This is a genomic window from Rhizobium sp. WSM409 (genome assembly GCF_057653825.1).
In genome coordinates this window covers 3,357,286-3,379,690 of record NZ_CM172794.1, presented here as the reverse complement: position 1 = coordinate 3,379,690, position 22,405 = coordinate 3,357,286, and the positions used below count along the sequence as shown (strand labels likewise).

20 protein-coding genes and 1 pseudogene are annotated in these 22,405 nt (G+C 59.8%); 13 read left to right on the top strand and 8 right to left on the bottom strand.

The window, feature by feature from the left end; translation table 11 throughout:
- Positions 1 to 45: 45 nt before the first annotated feature.
- The gene (locus AC25BC_RS16895) at positions 46 to 408 is read left to right on the top strand and encodes a response regulator (protein WP_003542364.1); all 363 of its coding nucleotides are present in this window, start codon (positions 46 to 48) and stop codon (positions 406 to 408) included.
- A gap of 335 nt (positions 409 to 743) precedes the next feature.
- Here AC25BC_RS16895 and ctrA read toward each other — a convergent pair whose 3' ends face one another.
- Positions 744 to 1,445, bottom strand: coding sequence for a response regulator transcription factor CtrA (ctrA, locus tag AC25BC_RS16890; RefSeq protein WP_003542362.1), 702 nt, complete (start codon positions 1,443 to 1,445; stop codon positions 744 to 746).
- 436 nt (positions 1,446 to 1,881) lie between these two features.
- Here ctrA and AC25BC_RS16885 point away from each other — a divergent pair, with 436 nt between their 5' ends.
- Positions 1,882 to 2,232 (top strand): hypothetical protein, encoded by a 351-nt coding sequence (locus tag AC25BC_RS16885; protein WP_003542353.1) that lies wholly within the window; start codon positions 1,882 to 1,884, stop codon positions 2,230 to 2,232.
- A 204-nt stretch (positions 2,233 to 2,436) separates the two neighbouring features.
- Here the strand turns inward: AC25BC_RS16885 and AC25BC_RS16880 are convergent, their stop codons facing one another.
- On the bottom strand, positions 2,437 to 2,715 hold the full coding sequence (locus tag AC25BC_RS16880; protein WP_012758703.1) for a GNAT family N-acetyltransferase: 279 nt from the start codon (positions 2,713 to 2,715) through the stop codon (positions 2,437 to 2,439).
- A 55-nt stretch (positions 2,716 to 2,770) separates the two neighbouring features.
- Here AC25BC_RS16880 and AC25BC_RS16875 point away from each other — a divergent pair, with 55 nt between their 5' ends.
- On the top strand, positions 2,771 to 3,337 hold the full coding sequence (locus AC25BC_RS16875; protein WP_017994976.1) for a paraquat-inducible protein A: 567 nt from the start codon (positions 2,771 to 2,773) through the stop codon (positions 3,335 to 3,337).
- Positions 3,338 to 3,360: 23 nt separating this feature from the next.
- Here the strand turns inward: AC25BC_RS16875 and sciP are convergent, their stop codons facing one another.
- Complete coding sequence (gene sciP, locus AC25BC_RS16870) at positions 3,361 to 3,636, bottom strand: CtrA inhibitor SciP (protein ID WP_007533628.1); 276 nt, start codon at positions 3,634 to 3,636, stop codon at positions 3,361 to 3,363.
- Positions 3,637 to 4,035: 399 nt separating this feature from the next.
- On the opposite strand from sciP, the pseudogene AC25BC_RS16865 reads away from it, so the two are divergent.
- Positions 4,036 to 4,850, top strand: a pseudogene (locus tag AC25BC_RS16865) (LuxR C-terminal-related transcriptional regulator).
- A 130-nt stretch (positions 4,851 to 4,980) separates the two neighbouring features.
- Here the strand turns inward: AC25BC_RS16865 and AC25BC_RS16860 are convergent.
- The 3 genes from AC25BC_RS16860 to cysQ form a co-directional block, all read right to left on the bottom strand.
- Positions 4,981 to 5,706 (bottom strand): sugar transferase, encoded by a 726-nt coding sequence (locus AC25BC_RS16860; RefSeq protein ID WP_017994975.1) that lies wholly within the window; start codon positions 5,704 to 5,706, stop codon positions 4,981 to 4,983.
- A 173-nt stretch (positions 5,707 to 5,879) separates the two neighbouring features.
- The gene (locus AC25BC_RS16855) at positions 5,880 to 6,161 is read right to left on the bottom strand and encodes a hypothetical protein (protein ID WP_164902791.1); all 282 of its coding nucleotides are present in this window, start codon (positions 6,159 to 6,161) and stop codon (positions 5,880 to 5,882) included.
- Between the two features lie 188 nt (positions 6,162 to 6,349).
- Positions 6,350 to 7,147: a 3'(2'),5'-bisphosphate nucleotidase CysQ gene (gene cysQ / locus AC25BC_RS16850; protein WP_012758699.1), complete on the bottom strand. Its 798-nt coding sequence runs from the start codon at positions 7,145 to 7,147 to the stop codon at positions 6,350 to 6,352.
- 543 nt (positions 7,148 to 7,690) lie between these two features.
- Between cysQ and AC25BC_RS16845 the strand changes: the two genes are divergently transcribed.
- The 7 genes from AC25BC_RS16845 to AC25BC_RS16815 all read left to right on the top strand — a co-directional run bounded on the left by AC25BC_RS16845 (position 7,691) and on the right by AC25BC_RS16815 (position 14,329).
- A complete protein-coding gene (locus tag AC25BC_RS16845) occupies positions 7,691 to 8,593 on the top strand; it encodes a branched-chain amino acid ABC transporter permease (protein ID WP_003561974.1) in 903 nt (300 codons plus the stop codon).
- 4 nt (positions 8,594 to 8,597) lie between these two features.
- On the top strand, positions 8,598 to 9,989 hold the full coding sequence (livM, locus tag AC25BC_RS16840) for a high-affinity branched-chain amino acid ABC transporter permease LivM (protein WP_012758698.1): 1,392 nt from the start codon (positions 8,598 to 8,600) through the stop codon (positions 9,987 to 9,989).
- Positions 9,989 to 10,864, top strand: a complete 876-nt coding sequence (locus AC25BC_RS16835; RefSeq protein WP_012758697.1) for an ABC transporter ATP-binding protein — start codon at positions 9,989 to 9,991, stop codon at positions 10,862 to 10,864. Before livM ends, AC25BC_RS16835 begins: the two co-directional genes overlap by 1 nt.
- Positions 10,864 to 11,607 (top strand): ABC transporter ATP-binding protein, encoded by a 744-nt coding sequence (locus tag AC25BC_RS16830; RefSeq protein WP_012758696.1) that lies wholly within the window; start codon positions 10,864 to 10,866, stop codon positions 11,605 to 11,607. The genes AC25BC_RS16835 and AC25BC_RS16830 overlap by 1 nt, the downstream gene beginning before the upstream one ends.
- Positions 11,608 to 11,626: 19 nt before the next feature.
- Complete coding sequence (locus AC25BC_RS16825) at positions 11,627 to 11,980, top strand: DUF6867 family protein (protein WP_003561969.1); 354 nt, start codon at positions 11,627 to 11,629, stop codon at positions 11,978 to 11,980.
- 120 nt (positions 11,981 to 12,100) lie between these two features.
- Complete coding sequence (locus tag AC25BC_RS16820; protein WP_003542332.1) at positions 12,101 to 13,222, top strand: branched-chain amino acid ABC transporter substrate-binding protein; 1,122 nt, start codon at positions 12,101 to 12,103, stop codon at positions 13,220 to 13,222.
- Positions 13,223 to 13,357: 135 nt separating this feature from the next.
- Positions 13,358 to 14,329 carry a 2-hydroxyacid dehydrogenase gene (locus AC25BC_RS16815; RefSeq protein WP_012758695.1) on the top strand — a complete coding sequence of 324 codons (972 nt, stop codon included), beginning with the start codon at positions 13,358 to 13,360 and terminating at the stop codon, positions 14,327 to 14,329.
- 134 nt (positions 14,330 to 14,463) lie between these two features.
- On the opposite strand, the gene AC25BC_RS16810 is transcribed toward AC25BC_RS16815, so the two are convergent.
- Together AC25BC_RS16810 and AC25BC_RS16805 are read right to left on the bottom strand one after the other, a co-directional pair.
- Positions 14,464 to 15,381: a response regulator transcription factor gene (locus tag AC25BC_RS16810; RefSeq protein WP_012758694.1), complete on the bottom strand. Its 918-nt coding sequence runs from the start codon at positions 15,379 to 15,381 to the stop codon at positions 14,464 to 14,466.
- The gene (locus tag AC25BC_RS16805; protein WP_012758693.1) at positions 15,374 to 18,760 is read right to left on the bottom strand and encodes a hybrid sensor histidine kinase/response regulator; all 3,387 of its coding nucleotides are present in this window, start codon (positions 18,758 to 18,760) and stop codon (positions 15,374 to 15,376) included. The genes AC25BC_RS16810 and AC25BC_RS16805 overlap by 8 nt, the downstream gene beginning before the upstream one ends.
- A 178-nt stretch (positions 18,761 to 18,938) precedes the next feature.
- Between AC25BC_RS16805 and AC25BC_RS16800 the strand changes: the two genes are divergently transcribed.
- Positions 18,939 to 20,843: an acid phosphatase gene (locus AC25BC_RS16800; protein WP_128438263.1), complete on the top strand. Its 1,905-nt coding sequence runs from the start codon at positions 18,939 to 18,941 to the stop codon at positions 20,841 to 20,843.
- A gap of 186 nt (positions 20,844 to 21,029) precedes the next feature.
- Positions 21,030 to 22,322 carry an urea ABC transporter substrate-binding protein gene (gene urtA, locus AC25BC_RS16795; RefSeq protein WP_012758691.1) on the top strand — a complete coding sequence of 431 codons (1,293 nt, stop codon included), beginning with the start codon at positions 21,030 to 21,032 and terminating at the stop codon, positions 22,320 to 22,322.
- Positions 22,323 to 22,405: the final 83 nt, after the last annotated feature.

The following is a 22,405-nucleotide window of genomic DNA, read 5'->3' as shown; positions in this document are numbered from 1 at the left end:
TAAGAGGCCTCTTGCTGCGACGAATGCGGGGGCAAAGGAGCGGCCATGCAAAGGTTCATGATCACCGATAATTCGGACATCGTCCGTAAGGTCGGCAAGCGCATTCTCTCCGAACTCGACTTTCTCGTCAGCGAAGCCTCCAACGCCGGCGAAGCGCTGCAGCGCTGCCAGGCGGAGCTGCCGGAATATCTGATCGTCGATTCCGGCATGGAAGGCGCCCTCGACCTCATCGCCGCCATCCGTGCCATGGAAGGCGGCAAAGAGGTCAAGATTTATTATTGCGTCGTCGAGGCGGATCTGAAGAAACTGATGGCGGGCAAACGGGCCGGTGCTACCGACTTCCTGCTGAAGCCGTTCGATCGTAAGATCCTGACCGCCGTTTTCGGAAACCGCGCGATCGCCGCCTGACCGGCAGATCTCTTTTCGCCGATATCGGCATCACTGGCGCATGATGCCGAGTGCAAGCGGTTTCAGCCGCCCTACGCTATTTCCTAAAGCGTCGCGATCTTTCAGATTCGCTTGCCACGCTTTAGGTCTTTGCTTTTCCGCATGTCTTTATCGCAAAACCGCTGCACACTTTTGCGAGACATGCTCTAGATCGAAATGACAGAGCATCTCAGGCCGATCCGGCCTGAGGTCATGTGTTGTGAGGGTGGGTTCTTATTGCCCGCAGGCAGAAACGAAAAATCCCGCCGAAAAGGCGGGATCTTCGTTTGTCCGACAAGGGGGATCGGAAAAAAATATCAGGCGGTTTCGGCGTATTCGGCACCATCCGGCTCGCGAAGAACGTAACCACGGCCCCAGACGGTCTCGATGTAGTTGGCGCCGCCTGCAGCGTTGGCGAGCTTCTTGCGGAGCTTGCAGATGAAGACGTCGATGATCTTCAGTTCCGGTTCGTCCATGCCGCCGTAGAGGTGGTTCAGGAACATTTCCTTGGTGAGGGTGGTGCCCTTGCGGAGCGAAAGCAGCTCCAGCATCTGATATTCCTTGCCCGTCAGGTGGACGCGCTGGCCCCCGACTTCGACCGTCTTGGCATCGAGGTTGACGATCAGTTCGCCGGTCATGATGACCGATTGGGCGTGGCCCTTGGAGCGACGGACGATGGCGTGGATGCGGGCGACGAGCTCGTCCTTATGGAACGGCTTGGTCATGTAGTCGTCAGCGCCGAAACCGAGGCCGCGAACCTTGTCTTCGATGCCGGCCATGCCCGACAGGATGAGGATCGGTGTCTTGACCTTGGACAGCCGAAGAGTGCGAAGCACTTCATATCCGGACATGTCGGGCAGGTTCAGATCGAGAAGGATGATGTCATAATCATACAGCTTGCCCAGATCGACGCCTTCTTCACCGAGATCGGTGGTATAAACATTAAAACTCTCTGATTTCAGCATCAACTCGATGCTCTGCGCCGTCGCGCTGTCATCCTCGATTAGAAGTACCCGCATAATTATCCCCTTTACCGCCGCCGAAAGGTGGTCTGGCCCCCTACACGATACCGAACACGCTACGTGATTTGAAAGCTGCCACGAAATGGTTAACAAATTCTAATTCACTCTGGCAAGGAGTATCGAATTTATTAAACAATTTTTCCATTTCTCTGTTTTCCAATAGGAATCTCAAAAAGGTGTTCCTCAACTTTAACATTAGGAAACAGCGCTAAGTGATTCATCCGACTCGCCAATGAAAAGGTTCGAACTTAATGCCGCGGCATTTACCGACCCTTAAATCATCGGGCCTATCATTAACGATGCCCGTAAACGAAAGGTTACCAGCGGTAGGTATTTGTTAATATCGCAGGAAATTTTTTAGCAAACCGTGTCAAAGCGGCGCGCAGGGCGGTTTCAAGTTGAGCCGGGGTCTCGCATCACGGGAGTAATGCGTATGAAGTCGCGAGAAAGTCTCGTTCGCCTGAAGGAATTTCAGGTGAACGAAAAACGACGTCAGTTGCAGCAGTTGCAGATGATGATGTCCGAATTCGAACGGATGACGAAGGATCTGGAGAGCCAGATCGTTGTCGAGGAAAAGAAGTCCGGTATTTCCGACCCGAATCACTTTGCTTATCCGACCTTCGCCAAGGCCGCGCGTCAGCGGGCCGACAACCTGCAGGTTTCGATCAAGGAACTGAAGATGCAGGAAGAGACGCTGGAAATGGCGCTCGAGGAGATGCAGGCGGAATATGCAAGGGCCACAGCGCTGGAAGAGCGTGACGGCGGCGCCAGAGCAAGGGCGTAACAGAAACGGCTGGGTGCCGGCTTTGGCGCCCTGGGATCGCCACTGAGAAGCCATGTATGATGGGCGCGCTGTCCGTTATACATGGCTTTTGGTGTTTGCCTTATGCGTCGCTCCCATGGGAAACGAGATTCGTCCCCCGCGGGGACGATTTGTCTTATGCATGTCCTGTCCCAAAACGCGCTGTGCGTTTTTGGGCGACATGCATTAATTCACGACATCCTTCCATTCCGTATGGCGTTGCGCCTGCGCCTTGAAGAAAGGGCAGAGCGGGATGATCTTCCAGCCGCCGGTGCGGGCTGCCTCCACGGCGTGGAGCGCCAGTGCCTGGCCGACACCTTTTCCGCGCAGCGCATCGGGAACGGCCGTGTGATCGATGATGACGAGCTTCGGCGATGTGCGTGAATAGGTCATCTCCGCCTCGTGCCCTTCGACCTCGGCCGCATAGCGGCCGCCGGAGGCGCCTTCCTCACTTCGAATGTCCATTGTCTTTCCTCGTAACGGATATTGTCTTAGCGGACCGTGACATGGCAGCGCGGTCGTGCCAAGCCGTAGAGGCAATACAGGCAGGAGACAGAGTGTTCATGCAAAATGTCGGATCGATAAGAGATTCAGGGCAATGAGTGCGCTTTCGATGGCTCGCCCCGTGCTTCTCGTGGCCGCGCCGTTCTTCCTGGCGCTCGGTCTCGTCTTGCCGCTGGTCCGTTTCGAGACGCTGTATTTTTTCGACAAGACGCCGTCGCTGATCGAAATCATCGTCTCGCTATGGCAAGGCGGGGACGGGCTGCTGGCGGCAATCGTCGCCCTGGTTTCGATCCTGCTCCCGTTTCTGAAGATGGTCGGCATCACCGTGGAGGCGATGGGGATCACCGCGGAAGCGACGGCCGCCGGCGGTGGGGCCGGCAGCCTGTTCTATCGTCGCGTCGTACCGCATCTGTCCAAGTGGTCGATGATGGATGTGCTGCTGGTCGCGATCGTCATTGCGGCGGCGAAGACGACGGGGCTGGCGGATGCATTCACGCAGCCGGGCCTTTGGTGCTACGCAGCCTCGTCAATGATTTCGGGCCTTCTTCATTCCCTAACGGGAGATGCGTCCGGCCCGAAATAAATGTCGTCAATGCTGGGGTGTGATCAGTGACGATATTGCTGGATGCGCGTGGTGCGCAGGCCGGCAAGACCGTGGCTGTTGATCGACGACTGCCAGGAGAGGAATTCTTCGACCGTGAGCGTGTAACGCTCGCAGGCCTCTTCCAAGCTCAACAAGCCACCGCGAACAGCCGCGACAACCTCTGCCTTCCGGCGAATCACCCAGCGCCGCGTATTGGGCGGCGGAAGATCCGCGATCGTCAGGGGGCTGCCATCGGGGCCGATGACATATTTTACTCGGGGACGTATCATTTCGGTCATTGGACTCTCTACACAACGCAAGACCACGAACCCCACTCTAGCCTGCCACATTTAAAAATTGCCTAAACCCATCGTAAGACTTTGATAACAAATTTAGACGCCCGCCCGGCTGGTGACGTCGGGCAGCGGCATGCTGCTACGTCAATTTGCAGCGCCTGCATGGGAGCCATGCGGAATAAATATTAGCTGATTTCCCGGGATGATCTGATACGTGCGGCAACATAAGAATGAGCGCAAGACGTCGTCTACGTTCGTCCCGCTGTATCGGTCCAGTTCGCGCTTTTGAGGCTTCGTGTCCTCGGGATGCGGCGAAGAAGCCGTCTTTGCTGATGCCCCGACCCGAACTTTTCGCCGCCGGCAGCAAGGCTGAGCCGAAGCTGGCTATACGAGGATACAAAGATGAAAAGACGTGGACGCGCAGTCGGCGACTGCGCTGAGGATGCTGCATTTTCGCCTTCGCAGGCCGATGGCGTCGGGGTTTCGTTTAACGACGGTAAGGAACGGCTCGGGGTGATGGCGAAGCTTGTGGGCTTCGATTTCTATCTGCTCTCGGCTTTCCCGCGGGGCGACCGCACGGATTTCGCCGAAAACCGGTTGATCAGCAATTGGCTGCAAAGCCTTGTCGGCTTTTATGACGCTGCCGATCTCTTCTATTGCGGCAGACTGGTGACCGCGATGAAGCGGGCGATCATGCCGGTCTTCTGCGAGGAGGGGTCTTTTGCGGGCAGCGCCGCCAATCAGGAAAACCGCAAACTCGACAGGCTCTTTCAGATGCACGGGCTGAAGAATACCTTCGCCTTCGCGCAGCATGATGCTGACCTGAAACAATACACCTTCGCCTTTTCAGGCAGCTGTCCTATGCCCACGCGAGAGCAGGCGATGGCGCTGCTCTCCGGCTGCATGGAGCTTCTGGATAAGGTTTCGCGTAGCGGCGGCGTGGAGGATGGTCCGTTGGAGACGCTCACCCGGCGCGAAATCGAATGCCTGCCACGAATTGATTTAGGGAATCACGCAGCAATTCAAAGTGCTACAGCGTCCTTTGCGCGTCTAAAAAGACGAGCGGCGCTGTCGGCAAGAGCAGCGACGAGATCGCAATCATTCTCGATCTCTCGTCGCATACGGTGGCGGGTTATCTGAAGAGCGCGATGTGCAAGCTCGATTCGGTCAGCCGCATGCAGACGGTCGCCGGAGCATTCCGGTACCGGCTGCTCTGAGGCAGCCGGTCCTTTCTCACAAAGCTAAAGCTTGGCAGCATGTCGCGCAAAGTGTGCATCGGTTTGCGCGACATGCGTGAAAACAACGACCGAAAGCGCGAGGAGCCGATCTGAAAGATCGCGACGCGCTTTAAAAGCCTTTTCCGCGGGTCAGCTCCGACACGACGGTTCCGGCAACGATGCGCATATCCATCCAGATCGAGAAATTCCCGACATAGTAGAGATCGCTGGCGATGCGGGCACGCGCCTTGGCCGGACGATCGGTCGGGCCGCGCAGGCCGCGCATCTGGGCAAGACCCGTCATGCCGGGACGCATCGCATGTCGCTGATGATATTCCGGTACGAGTTCTTCGTAGAGCACGCCGCCGGCGCGCATGCCGATCGCATGGCAGCGCGGACCGACGACCGACATGTGGCCCAGCAGCACGTTCAGCAACTGCGGCAACTCATCGACATTCGTACGGCGCAGAATGGCGCCGATGCGCGTGACGCGCGGATCGTTCATTACCGTCTGGGCAACGCCGGAGACGTCGCAGAGGTCGGTGCGCATGGAACGGAACTTGTAGACCTTGATGGCCTTGCAGTTCTTGCCCCAGCGGGTCTGCTTGAAGAGCACCGGCCCCGGGCTGTCGATCTTGATCAGCAGGGCGACGAACAGAAGGAAAGGGGCGAGGACGAGGAGGGCGCTCAACGACGAAACAATGTCGAACGCCCGCTTCAGGACCAGATCCAGCAACGGCGCCTGCGGCGCATCGCTGTGGATAACAGGGGTCTGGATCTTCAGGCTCGGCTGCTGGCGGCGGCTCGGCCGGAAGGACTCTGTCGAAATGCTGTTGTTTAGTTCCGTGATGCTCAAGGATCGTACTCTGTTGTCTTCGAGGGGGCGCGGCGGCAAAAGGCGATCAATGGTTTACCCTGTCACCAGGGCTGCACTTAGGTCTTGGTAACCCTACTAAAACGGAAAAATGCGACAATTGTGTAATGGTGTCCAGAGAAATATCGCATCGCAGCAAATCTTTCGCATTTGCGTTAAGTTGAGGCAAGCTCATGATATTTCGTTAATAATTGGAATTTTGTCAAAGTTTTTAGGCCTTTGGAGGGGTTCGCCGCAGGCTGGCGACGTGCCGATTCGACACGTGGGCCGTGGCTCTTAAGCGTATTTCTTAACGAAAGACGATGCGAAATTTTGCTGATGAAGATATCGATCATCGTCGAAGCCGTGCCGAAATGTGACAAAATCAAGGCAGGATTGATGGCGCGCGGCGTCTTGAAAAGATGCAGGGCAATGAATTCGCAGCCCGAATCGCTCAATCAGGCCCGATAACGCGAATCACTTCACAGCTAGAAATAGGATCGTGGCACGCTTTGAGGGGAGGCGGCTCGCTCAGTTGGGGTGCGCATGCATGAGGTCGACCGCGGATCGTAGCGGCGGGCCTGAACACGTGGCGGCGATGCAAAGGATTTGCCGCTTGCCGGTCTTCAGCGATTCCCGCGGGTGGTTACGCCGGTTCGAGGACGCGTTTCCTGCCGCCCCAGGAGATGAAGTTCGGGTTGGCGAAGTCGAAATCGGCGGCCGTTCCCGTTTTGCCGTAGGTCAGTGGCGTCCCGTCCAGCGTCACCGTCGAACCGCCGGCTGCGCGCAGCACCGCATCGCCGGCTGCGGTGTCCCATTCCATCGTGCGGGTGAAACGCGGATAGACGTCGGCCTTGCCTTCGGCCAGCAGGCAGAATTTCAGCGAGGAGCCGATATTGGTGCATTTGAAGATCGCTTGATCGGCGAGGAAGCTTCCAGTCTCCGGGCTGTTGTGGCGAAGGCTTGCAAGCGCCAGCCTGTCGTCCGGCTGTTCGCGCACCGTGATCGCGCTGCGTGCGCCAACCGTGAAATCGTCCATGACGACGAGCCTTTCGGCGTGGCCGCGTTCTCCGGAGAAGGCAAGCCCCAGCGCCGGCGCATAGACGATGCCGGCAATCGGGGCGCCGTTCTCGATATAGGCGATGTTGACGGTGAACTCCTGCCGTCCGTCGACGAATTCACGGGTGCCGTCGAGAGGGTCGACCAGGAAGAAGCCTCGGCCATCGATGTCGGGCACTTTGCCAGCGGCGACCGATTCTTCCGCCACGACGGGTATTTCGGGATAATCTCTGGCGAGATGCGCGAGGATGATGCGCTCGGCCTCCTCGTCGGCGACCGTGACCGGACTTGCATCCGCCTTCATGGCGACGGGGAAGCCTTCGCGCAGGACCGTGATGATGGCCCTGCCGGCTTCGAGCGCCGCCTTTTCAAATGTCCTCAGCATCGTCCTTTTGCCGTTCGCCACGCGGCGAGCACCCCGCTGTCGCTCGTCCGCAAACCATCCCTGTCACAACCAGATACTCAAGTTATATGGTGTTCCCCGTCATGCTCCGCATCCCTCAATACAAAGCCTGATGATGCTACCATAAATTTTCAGCCTTGTCAGACGAAGAAGCGGGCATCGCTCGTGAAATGGCATTCGTCAAAGAAGCTGCCTTGGGGTCTGAATTTGCTCCATTGTCCAATTCTGTGGAATAGCTTACGCAGCAAGCGGCGCAGGAAATCGACGGCGATATCTCCGGACGGTTAACCCAGTGGCGGTTTCTGGCTAAAAATAGGCCCTGCTCTGCCGTTTTTCTGTGGATTTTGGTTCAAAACGCGCCATTTAGGCCTGTTCAGACAAGAATCTGTAGAAGTAAATCCTTTTTGTCTTCACATTTCCAACGAAACCGCTATGCATTCGGCCTATGAGGTTCTCTGAAACGGAGAACTGAAGAACCAAAAAGAGATGCAGCATTTTCGGCTCGCATCCAGGGGAAAACGACATATGGAGTATTTCGTCCAGCAGCTCTTAAACGGGCTGACGCTCGGATCCATCTATGGCCTCGTGGCTATTGGCTATACGATGGTTTACGGCATTATCGGCATGATCAATTTCGCCCATGGCGACATCTTCATGCTTGGTGGTTTCGCCGCTCTTATCGTCTTCCTCGTCCTCACATCCATCTTCGCAGGTCTCCCGGTGGCCGTTCTGCTGCTGGCGATGCTTGTTGTCGCGATGCTGATGACGAGTTTGTGGAATTGGACGATCGAGCGCGTCGCATACCGTCCCCTGCGCGGTTCCTTCCGCCTGGCGCCGCTGATTACCGCGATCGGTATGTCGATCACGCTGTCCAACTTCATCCAGGTGACGCAGGGCCCGCGCAACAAGCCGATTCCACCGATGGTGAGCACGGTCTACCAGTTCGGCAACATCTCGGTGTCGCTGAAACAGATCATCATCATCGTGATCACCGCAGTGCTGCTGACAATCTTCTGGTACATCGTCAATCGCACCGCACTCGGCCGTGCCCAGCGCGCCACAGAGCAGGATCGCAAGATGGCGGCACTGCTTGGCGTCAACGTCGACCAGACGATCTCGATCACTTTCGTTATGGGTGCGGCACTCGCGGCCGTGGCCGGCACGATGTACCTGATGTATTATGGCGTCGCCTCGTTTAACGACGGCTTCACGCCTGGTGTGAAGGCCTTCACGGCAGCCGTTCTCGGCGGTATCGGTTCGTTGCCCGGCGCCGTCTTCGGCGGCCTGCTTATCGGCCTTATCGAGTCGCTGTGGTCGGCATACTTCACCATCGCCTACAAAGACGTCGCGACCTTTGCGATCCTGGCTTTCGTGTTGATCTTCAAGCCGACCGGCATCCTCGGGCGGCCGGAAGTCGAGAAGGTATAACGTCATGGCAAACATTGAAAATTCTGCAGGCAAGCCCGATGCCGGACTTGTCCGCAAAGGCCTTACCGAAGCTCTTTTCGCCGCCGTCCTGTCGTTCGGCATGTTCGTTCTCTATGTCGGCCTCAAGACCGACCAGAACATCAGCAACGAGTTGATCATCGTCCAGCGCTGGGGCCTGCTTGCGATCTTCGTTGCGGTCGCCGCCATCGGCCGCTTCGCCACGGTGGTTTTCCTGCGGCCGCATCTCGACAGCCGCAAGCTGGCAAAGGCGAGACAGGGCGAACTCGACATCTCGACAGAGAAGAGCTTCTTCCACCGGCATTTCCTGAAGATCGCGCTGATCGCGCTGCTGCTTTATCCCCTGGTGGTGGTGGCGATTAAGGGCCCTCAGGGCTCGCTGACATATGTCGACAATTTCGGCATCCAGATCCTGATCTATGTGATGCTCGCCTGGGGGCTGAATATCGTCGTCGGCCTCGCCGGCCTGCTCGATCTCGGCTATGTCGCCTTCTATGCCGTCGGCGCTTATTCCTACGCGCTGCTTTCGAGCTATTTCGGCCTATCCTTCTGGGTGCTGCTGCCGCTTTCGGGCATCTTCGCGGCACTCTGGGGCGTCATTCTCGGCTTCCCGGTGCTGCGCCTGCGCGGCGATTACCTCGCCATCGTGACGCTTGCCTTCGGTGAAATCATTCGTCTCGTCCTCATCAACTGGACTGACGTGACGAGGGGCACCTTCGGTATATCGAGCATCCCGAAGGCAACACTCTTCGGCATTCCTTTCGATGCGACGGCCGGCGGTTTTGCCAAGCTCTTTCACCTGCCGCCCTCCTCGGCCTACTACAAGATCTTCCTTTTCTATCTTATTCTGATGCTCTGCATGCTGACGGCCTATGTCACCATCCGGCTACGCCGCATGCCGATTGGACGCGCCTGGGAAGCTTTGCGCGAAGACGAGATCGCCTGCCGTTCGCTCGGCATCAACACGGTGACGACCAAGCTGACCGCCTTTGCGACGGGCGCGATGTTTGCCGGTTTCGCCGGCTCGTTCTTCGCCGCCCGGCAGGGCTTCGTCTCGCCGGAATCCTTTGTCTTCCTGGAATCGGCCGTCATTCTCGCCATCGTCGTTCTTGGCGGCATGGGTTCGTTGACCGGCATCGCGATTGCCGCGATCGTCATGGTCGGCGGCACCGAGTTGTTGCGCAGCATGGACTTCCTAAAACTCATCTTCGGACCCGACTTTACGCCGGAACTCTACCGCATGCTGATCTTCGGCCTCGCCATGGTCGTCGTCATGCTGTTCAAGCCGCGCGGCTTCGTCGGCTCGCGTGAGCCGACAGCCTTCCTCAGAGAGCGCAAGGCGATATCCGGAAGCTTCATCAAGGAGGGGCATGGTTGATGAGCCCCGTAACGAATACGATGTCTGACGACACTCTTCTCAAGGTCGAACACCTGTCGATGAAGTTCGGCGGCCTGATGGCCATCAACGACTTCTCCTTCGAAGCCAAGCGTGGCGATATCACCGCGCTGATCGGGCCGAACGGCGCCGGCAAGACCACCGTCTTCAACTGCATCACCGGCTTCTACAAGCCGACGATGGGCATGATCACGTTCAACCAGAAGAGCGGCAAGCAATACCTGCTGGAGCGCCTGCCGGACTTTCGCATCACCAGGGAAGCCAAGGTCGCACGCACCTTCCAGAACATCCGGCTGTTCTCCGGCCTGACCGTTCTCGAAAACCTTCTGGTTGCCCAGCACAACAAGCTGATGAAGGCATCGGGTTATACGATCCTCGGCCTTATCGGTGTCGGCCCCTACAGGCGGGAAGCGGCTGCGGCAATCGAACTCGCCCGTTTCTGGCTCGAGAAGGCCGATCTGATCGACCGCGCCGACGACCCCGCCGGCGATTTGCCCTACGGCGCCCAGCGGCGTCTCGAAATTGCCCGCGCCATGTGCACCGGTCCGGAGCTGCTCTGCCTCGATGAACCGGCTGCCGGCCTCAACCCACGGGAATCGGCAACGCTCAACGCACTGCTGAAGAGCATTCGCGCCGAAACCGGAACGTCGATCCTTCTGATCGAGCACGACATGTCCGTGGTCATGGAAATCTCCGACCACGTCGTCGTCCTCGAATACGGTCAGAAGATTTCCGATGGCACACCGGATCACGTGAAGAACGATCCGCGGGTCATCGCGGCCTATCTCGGTGTCGAGGATGAAGAAGTGGAAGAGGTGATCGCAGCCGTCGAGCAGCTCGAGGGAGGCGCAAACTGATGGGCGATGAAGTAATGACGGGTCAACCGCTCCTTCAGGTGAATAGCGTCGAAACCTATTACGGCAATATCCGGGCGCTGGCCGGCGTCGATGTCCACGTCAACAAGGGCGAGATCGTCAGCCTGATCGGCGCCAACGGCGCCGGCAAGTCGACACTGATGATGACGATCTGCGGCAGCCCGCAGGCCCGCACCGGTTCGGTGGTCTTCGAGGGCCGCGACATCACCCACATGCCGACGCATGAAATCGCCCGTCTGCGCATTGCACAGTCACCGGAAGGCCGCCGCATCTTCCCGCGCATGACGGTTCTGGAAAACCTTCAGATGGGCGCTGGCCTCGACAATCTGAAACACTTCGCCGAAGACGTCGAGAAGATCTTCACGCTCTTCCCGCGTCTCAAGGAACGTCACGCCCAGCGGGGCGGAACACTTTCGGGCGGTGAACAGCAGATGCTGTCGATCGGCCGCGCGCTGATGGCGCGCCCGAAGCTGCTGCTTCTCGACGAACCCTCGCTCGGTCTCGCGCCGCTGATCGTCAAGGGCATCTTCGAGGCGATCAAAAAGCTCAACGAGGCGGAGGGGCTGACCGTTTTCCTCGTCGAGCAGAACGCATTCGCCGCCCTCAGGCTTTCTCACCGCGCCTACGTGATGGTGAACGGCAAGGTGACGATGAGCGGCTCCGGCAAGGAGCTTCTTGCCAATCCCGAGGTCCGCGCCGCCTATCTCGAAGGCGGAAGACACTAGGTGGAAAGGAGAGTTTGACATGCAGGGACTTTTCTTCGAAGCGGATGCCGGCCCCCTTGTGGCGATCCGTGTCATCGTCTTGCTCTTAGGCTTTTGGACGGCCTGGCGCGCCGGCAAAGCGGTTGCCGAAGGCTGGGCCGACTATCCGTTGGTCATCGTCTATACATTCCTGCTCGCCTGGGCGATGCAGTTCCTGCATCATGCCCTGTTCAATGGGCCGATGCTCAACGCCTTCTACTATATCCTCGACTTTGTGACGCTGTTGGTGTTCTCGACGGCCGGCTTCCGTTACCGCCGCACCAATCAGATGGTTAACAACTATTACTGGCTGTACGAAAAAACTTCCGCGTTTTCGTGGAAGGACAAACATTGACAGTCCGTTGAAACTAGGCATGAATTGCCTTCCGAGTGGAACAGCTTTCCTGGCGCAGTCAATGGTGGGTAGTGCGCTGGGCCTTGGACCGGAACCCGCCCAAAAATTGGGAGTAATAATATGAAGAAGTCTCTTCTGTCGGCAGTGGCTCTGACGGCGATGGTCGCCTTCAGCGGCAACGCGTGGGCCGACGTTCTCATCGCTGTCGCTGGTCCACTGACTGGACCGAACGCCGCATTCGGCGCTCAGCTCCAGAAGGGTGCCGAACAGGCAGCCGCCGACATCAACGCGGCTGGCGGCATCAACGGCGAGCAGATCAAGATCGAGCTCGGCGACGACGTCTCCGACCCGAAGCAGGGCATTTCGGTCGCCAACAAGTTCGCCGCTGACGGCGTCAAGTTCGTCATCGGCCACTTCAACTCGGGCGTTTCGATCCCGGCTTCGGAAGTCTATGCCGAAAACGGCATCCTCGAAATCACCCCGGCCGCGACGAACCCGACCTTCACGGAACGGGGCCTCTGGAACACGTTCCGCACCTGCGGCCGTGACGACCAGCAGGGTGCCATCGCCGGCAAGTATCTTGCCGATCACTTCAAGGACGCCAAGATCGCTGTCGTTCACGACAAGACACCTTACGGTCAGGGCCTTGCCGACGAAACCAAGAAGGCTATGAACGCCGCCGGCGTCACCGAAGTCATTTACGAAGGCATCAATGTCGGCGACAAGGACTTCTCGGCACTCATCGCCAAGATGAAGGAAGCCGGCGTCTCGATCATCTATTGGGGTGGTCTGCACACCGAAGCCGGTCTCATCATCCGCCAGGCGGCCGACCAGGGCCTGAAGGCGACGCTGGTTTCGGGCGACGGTATCGTTTCGAACGAACTGGCCTCGATCGCTGGCGACGCCGTTGCCGGTACGCTGAACACCTTCGGCCCGGATCCGACGGCGAACCCTGCGAACAAGGAACTCGTCGAAAAGTTCAAGGCCGCTGGTTTCAATCCGGAAGCCTACACGCTCTATTCCTACGCTGCGATGCAGACGATCGCCGGAGCCGCCAAGGCTGCCGGTTCGCTGGATCCTGAGGCCGTTGCCAAGGCCATGAAGGAAAAGGGCCCGTTCCCGACCGTTCTCGGCGACATTTCGTTCGACGAAAAGGGCGACCCGAAGATTCCTGGCTACATCATGTACGAATGGAAGAAGGGTCCGGACGGCAAGTACAGCTACTTCCCGCAGGGCATGTAAGCCTCGCTCCCCTTTATGGGACATGATTATCGAAGCCCGGTTCCGACCGGGCTTCTTTCTTTTTGCGGGCGTTTCAATTTTCGCCTGGCTGGTCTAACTCTTGGCATCGTTTTGAAGCATCGAGCGGAACCGTCCATGTCCAAACCCCGCATTCTCGTCACCCGGCGCTGGCCAGCCACGGTGGAAACCGTCCTTGCTGAACGTTTCGATGTGACGTTCAATCGTGACGATATCCCGCTCGCTGAAAACGAGCTGCGGCTGGCGCTCTCGACCTTTGAAGCCGTATTGCCGACGGTTTCCGATCGGTTGCCCGCCGCCGTCTTCGACGGCGTGCCTGTTGTCACCAAGATCCTTGGCAATTTCGGCGTCGGCTACAATCACATCGATATATCCGCTGCCAAGGAGAGAGGCATTGCGGTCACAAACACGCCGGGCGTGCTGACCGACTGCACGGCCGATATCGCCATGCTGCTGCTGCTCTCCGTTGCCCGGCGTGGCGGTGAGGGCGAGCGGCAGCTACGCGCTGGTGAATGGAAGGGCTGGTGCCCGACGCATATGGTCGGCACCAAGGTGACGGGGAAGACGGTCGGCATTATCGGTTTCGGCCGGATCGGCAAGGCCTTCGCGCAACGCTGCCATTTCGGCTTCGGCATGGATGTGGTGTTCTTCAACCGCTCACCGATCAATCCGGCTGAGGCGGCGCGTTACGCCGCGCGGCAACTGCCGACGATCGAGGCTGTGCTCGCGGTGGCCGATTTCGTCTCGCTGCATTGCCCAGGTGGAGCAGAGAACCGGCACCTGATGAATGCGGCGCGGCTTGCGGCGATGAAGCCGGGCGCCTTTCTCATCAATACGGCGCGTGGCGACGTGGTGGATGAGGCGGCGCTGATTGCAGCGCTCGAGGCGGGCACGATCCGCGGCGCCGGGCTTGACGTCTACGAGGCGGAACCCGATGTGCCGGAGGCGCTGCGGCGGATGGAGAACGTTATGGTGCTGCCGCATCTCGGCAGCGCCACGGAAGAGACGCGGACCGCCATGGGTATGAAGGTGGTTGACAACGTGACGGCGTTTTTCGAGGGTAGAGATGTGCCGGATCGGGTGGTTTAGCGCCTAGAGCATGATGCCGAAAAGTGTGAGCGGTTTTCGGACGACATCATGCTCTAACTATTTAATTTAGAACAGGATTCAGATTTTAGGCCGAACAGGCCTAAAATCATCCTGTTCTAGCCTCCAATACCATCTTACATCTCGTACAGCACATGCGTGGCTTTCACGGCGGCCGAGGCCCGGTTCTCGACGCCGAGCTTCACGTAAATCTGTTCGAGGTGTTTGTTCACCGTCCGCGCCGACAGTCCCAATATTTCACCGATGTCGCGGTTGGCCTTGCCCTTGGCGATCCAGAGCAGCACTTCGGATTCGCGCTGGGTGAGCGAAAAGCGCTGGCGCAGCACCTCGTCGTCGCTGCGCTGACTGGCGGCGGTGAGGCGGAAGAGATATTCGTCAGGGCCGATTGCGCCGAGGAAGGCGAGCTGCAGCGCCGCCTGGCCGGCATGGGCGATCGAGATGATGCCGTCGCGCACCGCTGCGACGCGGTCGTGCATCCAGCCGGCGATATGGCGCACGACGATTTCCATGCCGTCGTCGCTGCCCATGGCGGCATTGACCAGCCGTGTCGCCTGCGGCGTTGACCAGTGGATGGCGCCGTCGCCCTTGACTGCCAGCAGATGACGGCCAGCCGCGTCCAGGGCGATGCGGGCGCTTTGGGCCGAGCGGGCATTGCGCAGATGGACGCGGATGCGGGCGCGCAGTTCATCGATGTTGATCGGTTTGCTGAGATAATCGACGCCGCCCGATTCCAGCGCGTGCACAACATGCTCGGTCTCGGTCAGGCCGGTCATGAAGACGACAGGCACCTGCGCTACTGTGGCGTTCGCCTTCAACCGGCGGCAGGTCTCGAAGCCATCCATGCTGGGCATCACCGCGTCGAGCAGGATAAGATCGGGCGTGATGCGCTCGACGATACCAAGGGCTGCCGCACCCGACGTGGCGATCAGCACGGAGAAGCCGGATTGTTCGAGCGCGTCAGTCATGAAGCCGAGTGCTTCGGCCGAGTCGTCGACGAGCAGAACGATGTCGCGGGGGAGGGCCGGCTCAGCCAATGGATTCCACCTTTTCGTCGAAGTCGTGCAGGAAGGTCATGAAGCCGGCGAGATCGAAGGCGGCGACATAGGCGCGAAGTTCCTCCGTGAATGGCTGATTTGCCTCCACCTTGGCAAGGTCCGAAAGCTTGGCTTCGATGCCTCTGATATAGCCGATCTCGCCGAGCCGCAGCAATTCCTGCACATGGGCAGCACCTGGGCTCAGCATCGGCGCTTCGATCTTGACAGGGACGGTTGGCATGGCATCGGCATAGATCCATGTCAGGCCGAGATGCAGGGCGAGCTTGTCGCGCAGCTGGCGGATGTCGACCGGCTTGCCGATCGCATCATTGTGGCTGTCGTCACTGTCGCTGAGAACGGCCGCATCACCGATATTGGCCGACAGCATCAGCACTGGCGCTGTCTGTCCGGCCTCGCGCAGACGCGAGACGAGCTGCCAGCCGTTCATGCCGGGCATCAGGATATCGACGAGGAAAAGGTCCGGCATGATGCCCTCGATCAGCGTCAGGCATTCGCCGCCGCCTGCCGCCGTCAGCACGATGAAATCGAGCGGCGCCAGGATCTCGCGCATCATCTCGCGGTGGTCCTCGTTATCATCGACGACGACGATCGTGCGGCGCGGGCCGTCATAACCGACGATGCGCTTCTCCTGCGGCGCTGCGGCCACTGCGCGCATGACGGCGGACAGCATCAGCCGGACGCGGAAGGTCGAGCCTTCCTCCTTCACGCTTGAAACCGAGATCTCGCCGCCGAGCGTGTTGGTCAGAAGCCGGGTGATGGTGAGGCCGAGGCCGAGCCCCGGCATTGGCCGCACGCTTTCGGCCTCGCCGCGCTGGAAGGGTTCGTAGATGCGGGGCAGGTCTTTCTCGGTGATGCCTCGGCCGGTATCGGCGACGGTAAAGGTCGCGACCTGGCTGCGATAGCCGACATCGAAGGTGACGCTGCCCTCGTCAGTGAACTTGATGGCATTGGAGAGCAGGTTGACGAGAATCTGGCGCAGGCGCTTTTCGTCGGTGCGGACGAATTGCGGCAAGGCCGGCGCGCGCTCATGGATGAAGGCGAGCCCCTTTGCCTGCGCCTGTGGCCGGAACATATCGACGATCTGGTCGAGGAAATCCTGGATGTTGATCTCGTTGGAATAGACCTGCAGGCGGCCGGCTTCGATCTTGGAAATATCGAGCAGGCCGTCGATCAGCCCGGAGAGGTGTTCGGCGCTGCGGCGGATGACCTTGATCGAGGACTGGCGCGGCGCCGGAATGGTCTCGTCGCGTTCGAGGATCTGGGCGTAGCCGAGCACGGCGTTCAGCGGCGTGCGTAATTCATGGCTGAGCCCGACGACATAGCGGCTCTTGGCGCGGTTGGCGGCCTCGGCCGTTTCCTTGGCGTTCTGCAGGGCAGCGTCGGTCTTCTTATGGGCGGCGATTTCCTTGAGCAGCAGCGTGTTCTGGCGTGAGGATTCCTCCTCGGCAACGACGCGGCTGTCATGGGCGAGCACATAGAACCAGCAGACGACGCCTGCGATCACCGAGAAGACGAAGAAGACGATGAAGATGGTGCGGTTGACGACCTCGGCCGTCTCAGGGGAGGCGGAGGCGACCTGATGGGCGATCATCGCCAGGATCGCGCCGATGGCGGTCAATGCCAGCACGACGGCGATGCCGTAGCGGCCGAGACGCGTCGTCAGCTTCTCGATGATGGTTTCAGACAGCAGCACCTTGGCGACGGTGCCGACTTGCGCATTGAAACGGGCGGCCGGCTTGCACATGTCGTGGCAGCGGCTGTCGAGCGAGCAGCAGAGCGAGCAGATCGGCGCGGCATAGGCCGGGCACCAGGCCATATCCTCCGGCTCGAAGGGATGCTCGCAGACCGAGCAGGTGATGTTCGTCAGGTTCTTCCAGCTCTGGCGCGGCTTGCGGGCGAGATAGAACTTGCCTTTCGTTGCCCAGGCGATGACAGGCGAGGCGACCAGCGCGACGACGAGGGTAATATAGGGAGCGAGCGAGGCGGCGATCTCGCCGAAGGCACCGAAATGGGCAATCAGCGACACCGTCGCCGATAGCGTCATGGCGCCGAGGCCGACCGGGTTGATGTCGTAGAGATGTGCGCGCTTGAACTCGATGCCGGGGGGAGCCAGCCCCAGCGGCTTGTTGATGAAGAGATCGGCGGAGATCGTGCAGAGCCAGGCCATGGCGATGATCGAGAAGATGCCGAGCGTCTCCTCCAGCAGCCGGTAGATGCCGAGTTCCATCAAAAGCAGGGCAATCGCGACGTTGAACACCAGCCAGATGACGCGGCCGGGATGGCTGTGGGTCAGCCGCGAGAAGAAGTTCGACCAGGCGAGCGAACCTGCATAGGCGTTCATCACATTGATCTTTAGCTGTGAGACGACGACGAAGGCCGCCATCAACAGCAACGCGGCATTGTGCCAGGGGACCATGTAGCCGAAGGCGGTCAGATACATCTGTGCCGGGTCGGCGGCGCGATCGAGGGGGACGCCCGAGGTGAAGGTCAGCACGACCAGAAATGAACCGGCAAGCAACTTGGGCGCGCCGATGATGACCCAGCCGGGGCCGGCGAGAAAGATCGCCAGGCGGTGGCGCCACTTGCGCTGCGGGTCCGGCGGCAGGAAGCGCAGGAAGTCGGCCTGTTCGCCGATCTGCGACATCAGCGCCAGGATGACGGCGGAGGCGGCGCCGAACTCCACGAGATCGAACTCGGCGACGGTGCCGGGCGGGCCGGAGGCATGACGGATGCCGGCAAAGGCGCGCCAGAGATCGAATTTTTCCCAATCCAGCAAGGCGATGAAGATGAAAGGCAGGATATTCAGCACGATCCAGAAGGGCTGGGTCATCAGCTGGAACTTGCTGATCAGCCGCACGCCGTGCGTCACCAGGGGGATCACCATGACGGCACTGATGATGTAGCCGATCCAGAGCGGGATGCCGAGGGTGAGCTCCAGCGCCCCGGACATGATCGAAGCCTCGATCGCAAACAGCATGAAGGTGAAGCTTGCATAGATCAGTGAGGTGATGGTCGAGCCGATATAGCCGAAGCCCGCGCCGCGCGTCAGAAGATCGATGTCGACGCCGTGGCGGATGGCGTAGCGGCTTATCGGCAGGCCGATCGCCAGCATGGCGATCGAGGCGACGATGATGGCGTAAAAGGCGTTGGTGGTGCCGTAGGAAAGCGTGATCGCGCCGCCGATCGCCTCCAGCGCCAGGAAGGAGATTGCGCCGATCGCCGTCTGTGAGATGCGCTGTGAGGAAAAATGGCGGGCGCTCTTGGCAGTGAAGCGCAGCGCATAATCTTCCAGCGTCTGGTTGGCGACCCAGCGATTATATTCGCGTCTTACCGGAATGATGCGTTGGCGCGCTGCCATGTCTTCCTTTCCGGCATTCCGGTTGGGCTCATCGTCTCTTCGGCAGTTTTGGCGGGATGGATGGGAAAGGCAAGAGGCGGGCACCAGCTGGTTCACAGAATGGCAATATTTTTGCAATTGATCTTTCACATAACAGCTCTAACTCTCCGGCGTTCGTTCAACTATTTCGGATATCACCATGTCTGTTTTAAGCTTTTTCCGCCTGAGCACCGCCCTCGTCTGCCTCCTTTCCATCGTGCCCTCGCTTGCCGGCGCCGAGCAGGCCACGGCGGCGAAAGCGCCTTATGCGCAGGCCGGAAACACCAACAAACGCGGTGACGCCTGCTTCTCGACGGTGGACACCAACGCTGCCGTTCGCCTCCTCTCCGGCTTCCTCGAAATCTGGACCCCGCGCACGCCTTTCGTCGATGCGGGTGTCGAAGCCCCGGCCAAGGATAATTGCCCGGCGGTTGCCAAGACGGATTGGGACGGCATTCCTTCCAGCAAGACCGACGGCCATATCCTCAACCAGGCCGTCCATGACGCCAACATCGCCTATGTCGTCAAAGCAACGCGGGCGCGGACGGCCGATCAGGCCGTCGCCGCCTATCTCGACGATCGGCGCGGCAAGAATGCCAGCATCGTCGATGGCCTCGGTCCGCTGACGGATGCCTGGAAGGCCGGCTCGAAGCAGACCACCACGATCACCGAGGTGGCGGCCGACGCGACGACGGCCAAATATGACGACAAGGGCAACAATCGCGGCGCCGGCAGCAAGCCGGACACGGAAAACAAGACCGATGCCAATCCCGACATGGGCCTTGCAATCGACTTCATCAACGCCGCAAGCGGTGACGGCTCGACGGAGCCCGCAAAACGCTATTTCAAATATGGCCGTCCCTACCGCTGGAGCCAGGACGTGTCGGTCGTTCCGACGCTGGAGCCCGCCAAGAGCGGCAAGCCGGTCGAGGATGGTGGTTTCCCGAGCGGGCATACGGCGGAAGCCTGGCGGGATGCGCTCGCCATGGCCTATCTCGTGCCGCAGCGCTTTCAGGAAATGATCACGCGCGCCAGCGAGCTGGGTGAAGACCGTATTCTCGCCGGCATGCATTCTCCGCTCGACGTGATGGGCGGCCGCATGCTCGGCACCGCCACGGTCGTCTACAATCTGAACAAGGCCGACAATGCGGCGCTGAAGAGCGATGCCTACGCCCAAGCGCAGTCATGGCTCGTCGCCAAATCAGGCGTTGCGGATGCGGGTGCGCTCGAGGTTGCCGCCCACGCGGCACCGCTCGCTGCAGACCGTTTCGCCGATCATGACGCCAATCGTGCCTACGTGCTGCAGCGCCTGAGCTACGGCCTGCCGACGATCCATGCGACCGATCAACCGGCGCGCGTGCCGCAGGGCGCCGAAGCGCTTCTCGAAACGCGTCTGCCCTATCTGGACGGCGAGCAGCGCCGCGATGTGCTGAAGACGACGGAGATCGCCTCCGGCTATCCGCTGCTCGACGATGCGGAAGGTTACGGCCGTCTCAACCTGTTTGCCGCCGCCGACGGTTACGGTGCGTTCGAACAGGACGTGACCGTGACGATGGACGCGGCAAAGGGCGGGTTCAATTCGATCGACACCTGGCGGAACGACATCACCGGCAGGGGCAGGCTGGTGAAGCGTGGCAACGGCATCCTCGGGCTGTCGGGCGCCAACAGCTATTCCGGCGGCACCATGCTGGAAGAGGGCGCGCTGGTGGCCCTGTCGTCGTCGGCCTTCGGTCGTGGCGGGCTGACGGTCAACGGTGGCTCGCTCGTTTTGGCGGCCGACAAGCCGTTGACCGTGAGCGGCGATTATCAGCAGCTCGCCAATGCCACGACGAAGCCGGCGCTCGGCGCAAACTGCGCGGGGACACTGGTCGTCGAGGGCAAGGCGGCGCTGGCCGGCGACCTCGCCGTGACGCTTGTCGACGGTTATGCCCCGACGCCCGGAACGAAGATCGAAATCCTCAAGGCGGGTGCCGTGACCGGCACCTTCGGCAAGGTCACCGTCTCCGGCCACAAGGCGAGCCTCTCCTATGGCCCGACATCCGTCACCTTGACGATCGACGGATAATTTCCGGTATCGAGATAGGGCATCCCTGCTGCGAGGATGCCCTTCCTTCTCTGGCCTGCCTGTTTGACCCCCGCGCCTACGTCATTTTGCGTATGTGTTTTTGCGCTGCAGCACCCGATAGTCCCTTAAGCAACAGTTAATCTCCGTTTCCGGCCTGTTGCGGAACAAGAAGAGGGGCTCAACCAGATGAATCTCAGAACTACTATTGCGGGCGCTGCACTCGGCGCCGTCATGGCGGCCTCGGCTGCCTTCAGCGGTGCGGTTGCCGCCGACGATACGATCAAGGTCGGCATTCTGCACTCGCTTTCCGGCACCATGGCCATCTCCGAGACCACGCTCAAGGACGCCATGCTGATGCTCATCGACGAGCAGAACAAGAAGGGCGGCCTTCTCGGCAAGAAGCTCGAGGCCGTCGTCGTCGACCCGGCTTCCGACTGGCCGCTATTTGCCGAAAAGGCACGTGAGCTGATCCAGAAGGACAAGGTTGCCGCCGTCTTCGGTTGCTGGACGTCCTCGTCGCGCAAGTCCGTTCTGCCGGTTTTCGAAGAGACCAACTCGATCCTCTTCTACCCGGTCCAGTATGAAGGCGAAGAGTCCTCGCGCAACATCTTCTACACCGGTGCTGCTCCGAACCAGCAGGCCATTCCTGCTGTCGACTACCTGATGGAAAAAGAAGGCGTCAAGCGCTTCGTTCTCGAAGGTACGGACTACGTTTATCCGCGCACGACCAACAAGATTCTCGAGGCATACCTGATTTCGAAGGGTATTCCGAAAGAAGACATCATGACCAACTACACGCCGTTCGGCTTCTCCGACTGGCAGACCGAAGTTTCCAAGATCAAGGAATTCGGTTCGACCGGCAAGAAGACCGCCGTCGTTTCCACGATCAACGGCGATGCCAACGTTCCGTTCTACAAGGAACTGGGCAACAAGGGCATCAAGGCAACCGACATCCCCGTCGTCGCCTTCTCGGTTGGCGAAGAAGAGCTTGCCGGCCTCGACACCAAGCCGCTCGTCGGCCATCTCGCTGCCTGGAACTACTTCGAGTCGGTCGAAAGCCCGGCGAACAAGAAGTTCATCAAGGACTGGCACGCTTTCACCAAGAACGACAAGCGCGTGACGAACGACCCGATGGAAGCTGCGTATATCGGCTTCAATGCATGGGTTAAGGCCGTCCAGGCTGCCGGCACGACCGATACCGACAAGGTTCTCGACACCATTATCGGCGTCAGCGTTCCGAACCTCTCCGGCGGTTATGCGACCGTCATGCCGAACCACCACATCACCAAGCCGGTGCTGATCGGTGAAATCCAGGCCGACGGCCAATTCGAAATCGTCCAGCAGACACCTGCCGTCGTCGGCGACGAATGGTCAGATTTCCTGCCTGACTCCAAGGATCTGATCTCCGATTGGCGCAAGCCGATGTCCTGCGGCAACTTCAACGTCGCTACGGGCAAGTGCGGTGGCAAGGGCTCCTGAGTACGACTCCGATCCGATGATTGCCTGAAGGATTCCGTCCGGGTTTGATCCCGGGCGGAAGCTCCGTCCCAGCGATTGCGCCG

What these genes read in the sequence shown, in the direction of transcription:
- livM (WP_012758698.1), top strand. Translation starts at nt 8,598, where the DNA reads ATGGCAAACATTGAAAATTCTGCAGGCAAGCCCGATGCCGGACTTGTC.
- AC25BC_RS16880 (WP_012758703.1), bottom strand. Translation starts at nt 2,715, where the DNA reads ATGGACATTCGAAGTGAGGAAGGCGCCTCCGGCGGCCGCTATGCGGCC.
- AC25BC_RS16800 (WP_128438263.1), top strand. Translation starts at nt 18,939, where the DNA reads ATGTCTGTTTTAAGCTTTTTCCGCCTGAGCACCGCCCTCGTCTGCCTC.
- urtA (WP_012758691.1), top strand. Translation starts at nt 21,030, where the DNA reads ATGAATCTCAGAACTACTATTGCGGGCGCTGCACTCGGCGCCGTCATG.
- AC25BC_RS16845 (WP_003561974.1), top strand. Translation starts at nt 7,691, where the DNA reads ATGGAGTATTTCGTCCAGCAGCTCTTAAACGGGCTGACGCTCGGATCC.
- sciP (WP_007533628.1), bottom strand. Translation starts at nt 3,636, where the DNA reads ATGACCGAAATGATACGTCCCCGAGTAAAATATGTCATCGGCCCCGAT.
- AC25BC_RS16835 (WP_012758697.1), top strand. Translation starts at nt 9,989, where the DNA reads ATGAGCCCCGTAACGAATACGATGTCTGACGACACTCTTCTCAAGGTC.
- cysQ (WP_012758699.1), bottom strand. Translation starts at nt 7,147, where the DNA reads ATGCTGAGGACATTTGAAAAGGCGGCGCTCGAAGCCGGCAGGGCCATC.
- AC25BC_RS16830 (WP_012758696.1), top strand. Translation starts at nt 10,864, where the DNA reads ATGGGCGATGAAGTAATGACGGGTCAACCGCTCCTTCAGGTGAATAGC.
- AC25BC_RS16820 (WP_003542332.1), top strand. Translation starts at nt 12,101, where the DNA reads ATGAAGAAGTCTCTTCTGTCGGCAGTGGCTCTGACGGCGATGGTCGCC.
- ctrA (WP_003542362.1), bottom strand. Translation starts at nt 1,445, where the DNA reads ATGCGGGTACTTCTAATCGAGGATGACAGCGCGACGGCGCAGAGCATC.
- AC25BC_RS16815 (WP_012758695.1), top strand. Translation starts at nt 13,358, where the DNA reads ATGTCCAAACCCCGCATTCTCGTCACCCGGCGCTGGCCAGCCACGGTG.
- AC25BC_RS16895 (WP_003542364.1), top strand. Translation starts at nt 46, where the DNA reads ATGCAAAGGTTCATGATCACCGATAATTCGGACATCGTCCGTAAGGTC.
- AC25BC_RS16805 (WP_012758693.1), bottom strand. Translation starts at nt 18,760, where the DNA reads ATGGCAGCGCGCCAACGCATCATTCCGGTAAGACGCGAATATAATCGC.
- AC25BC_RS16825 (WP_003561969.1), top strand. Translation starts at nt 11,627, where the DNA reads ATGCAGGGACTTTTCTTCGAAGCGGATGCCGGCCCCCTTGTGGCGATC.
- AC25BC_RS16885 (WP_003542353.1), top strand. Translation starts at nt 1,882, where the DNA reads ATGAAGTCGCGAGAAAGTCTCGTTCGCCTGAAGGAATTTCAGGTGAAC.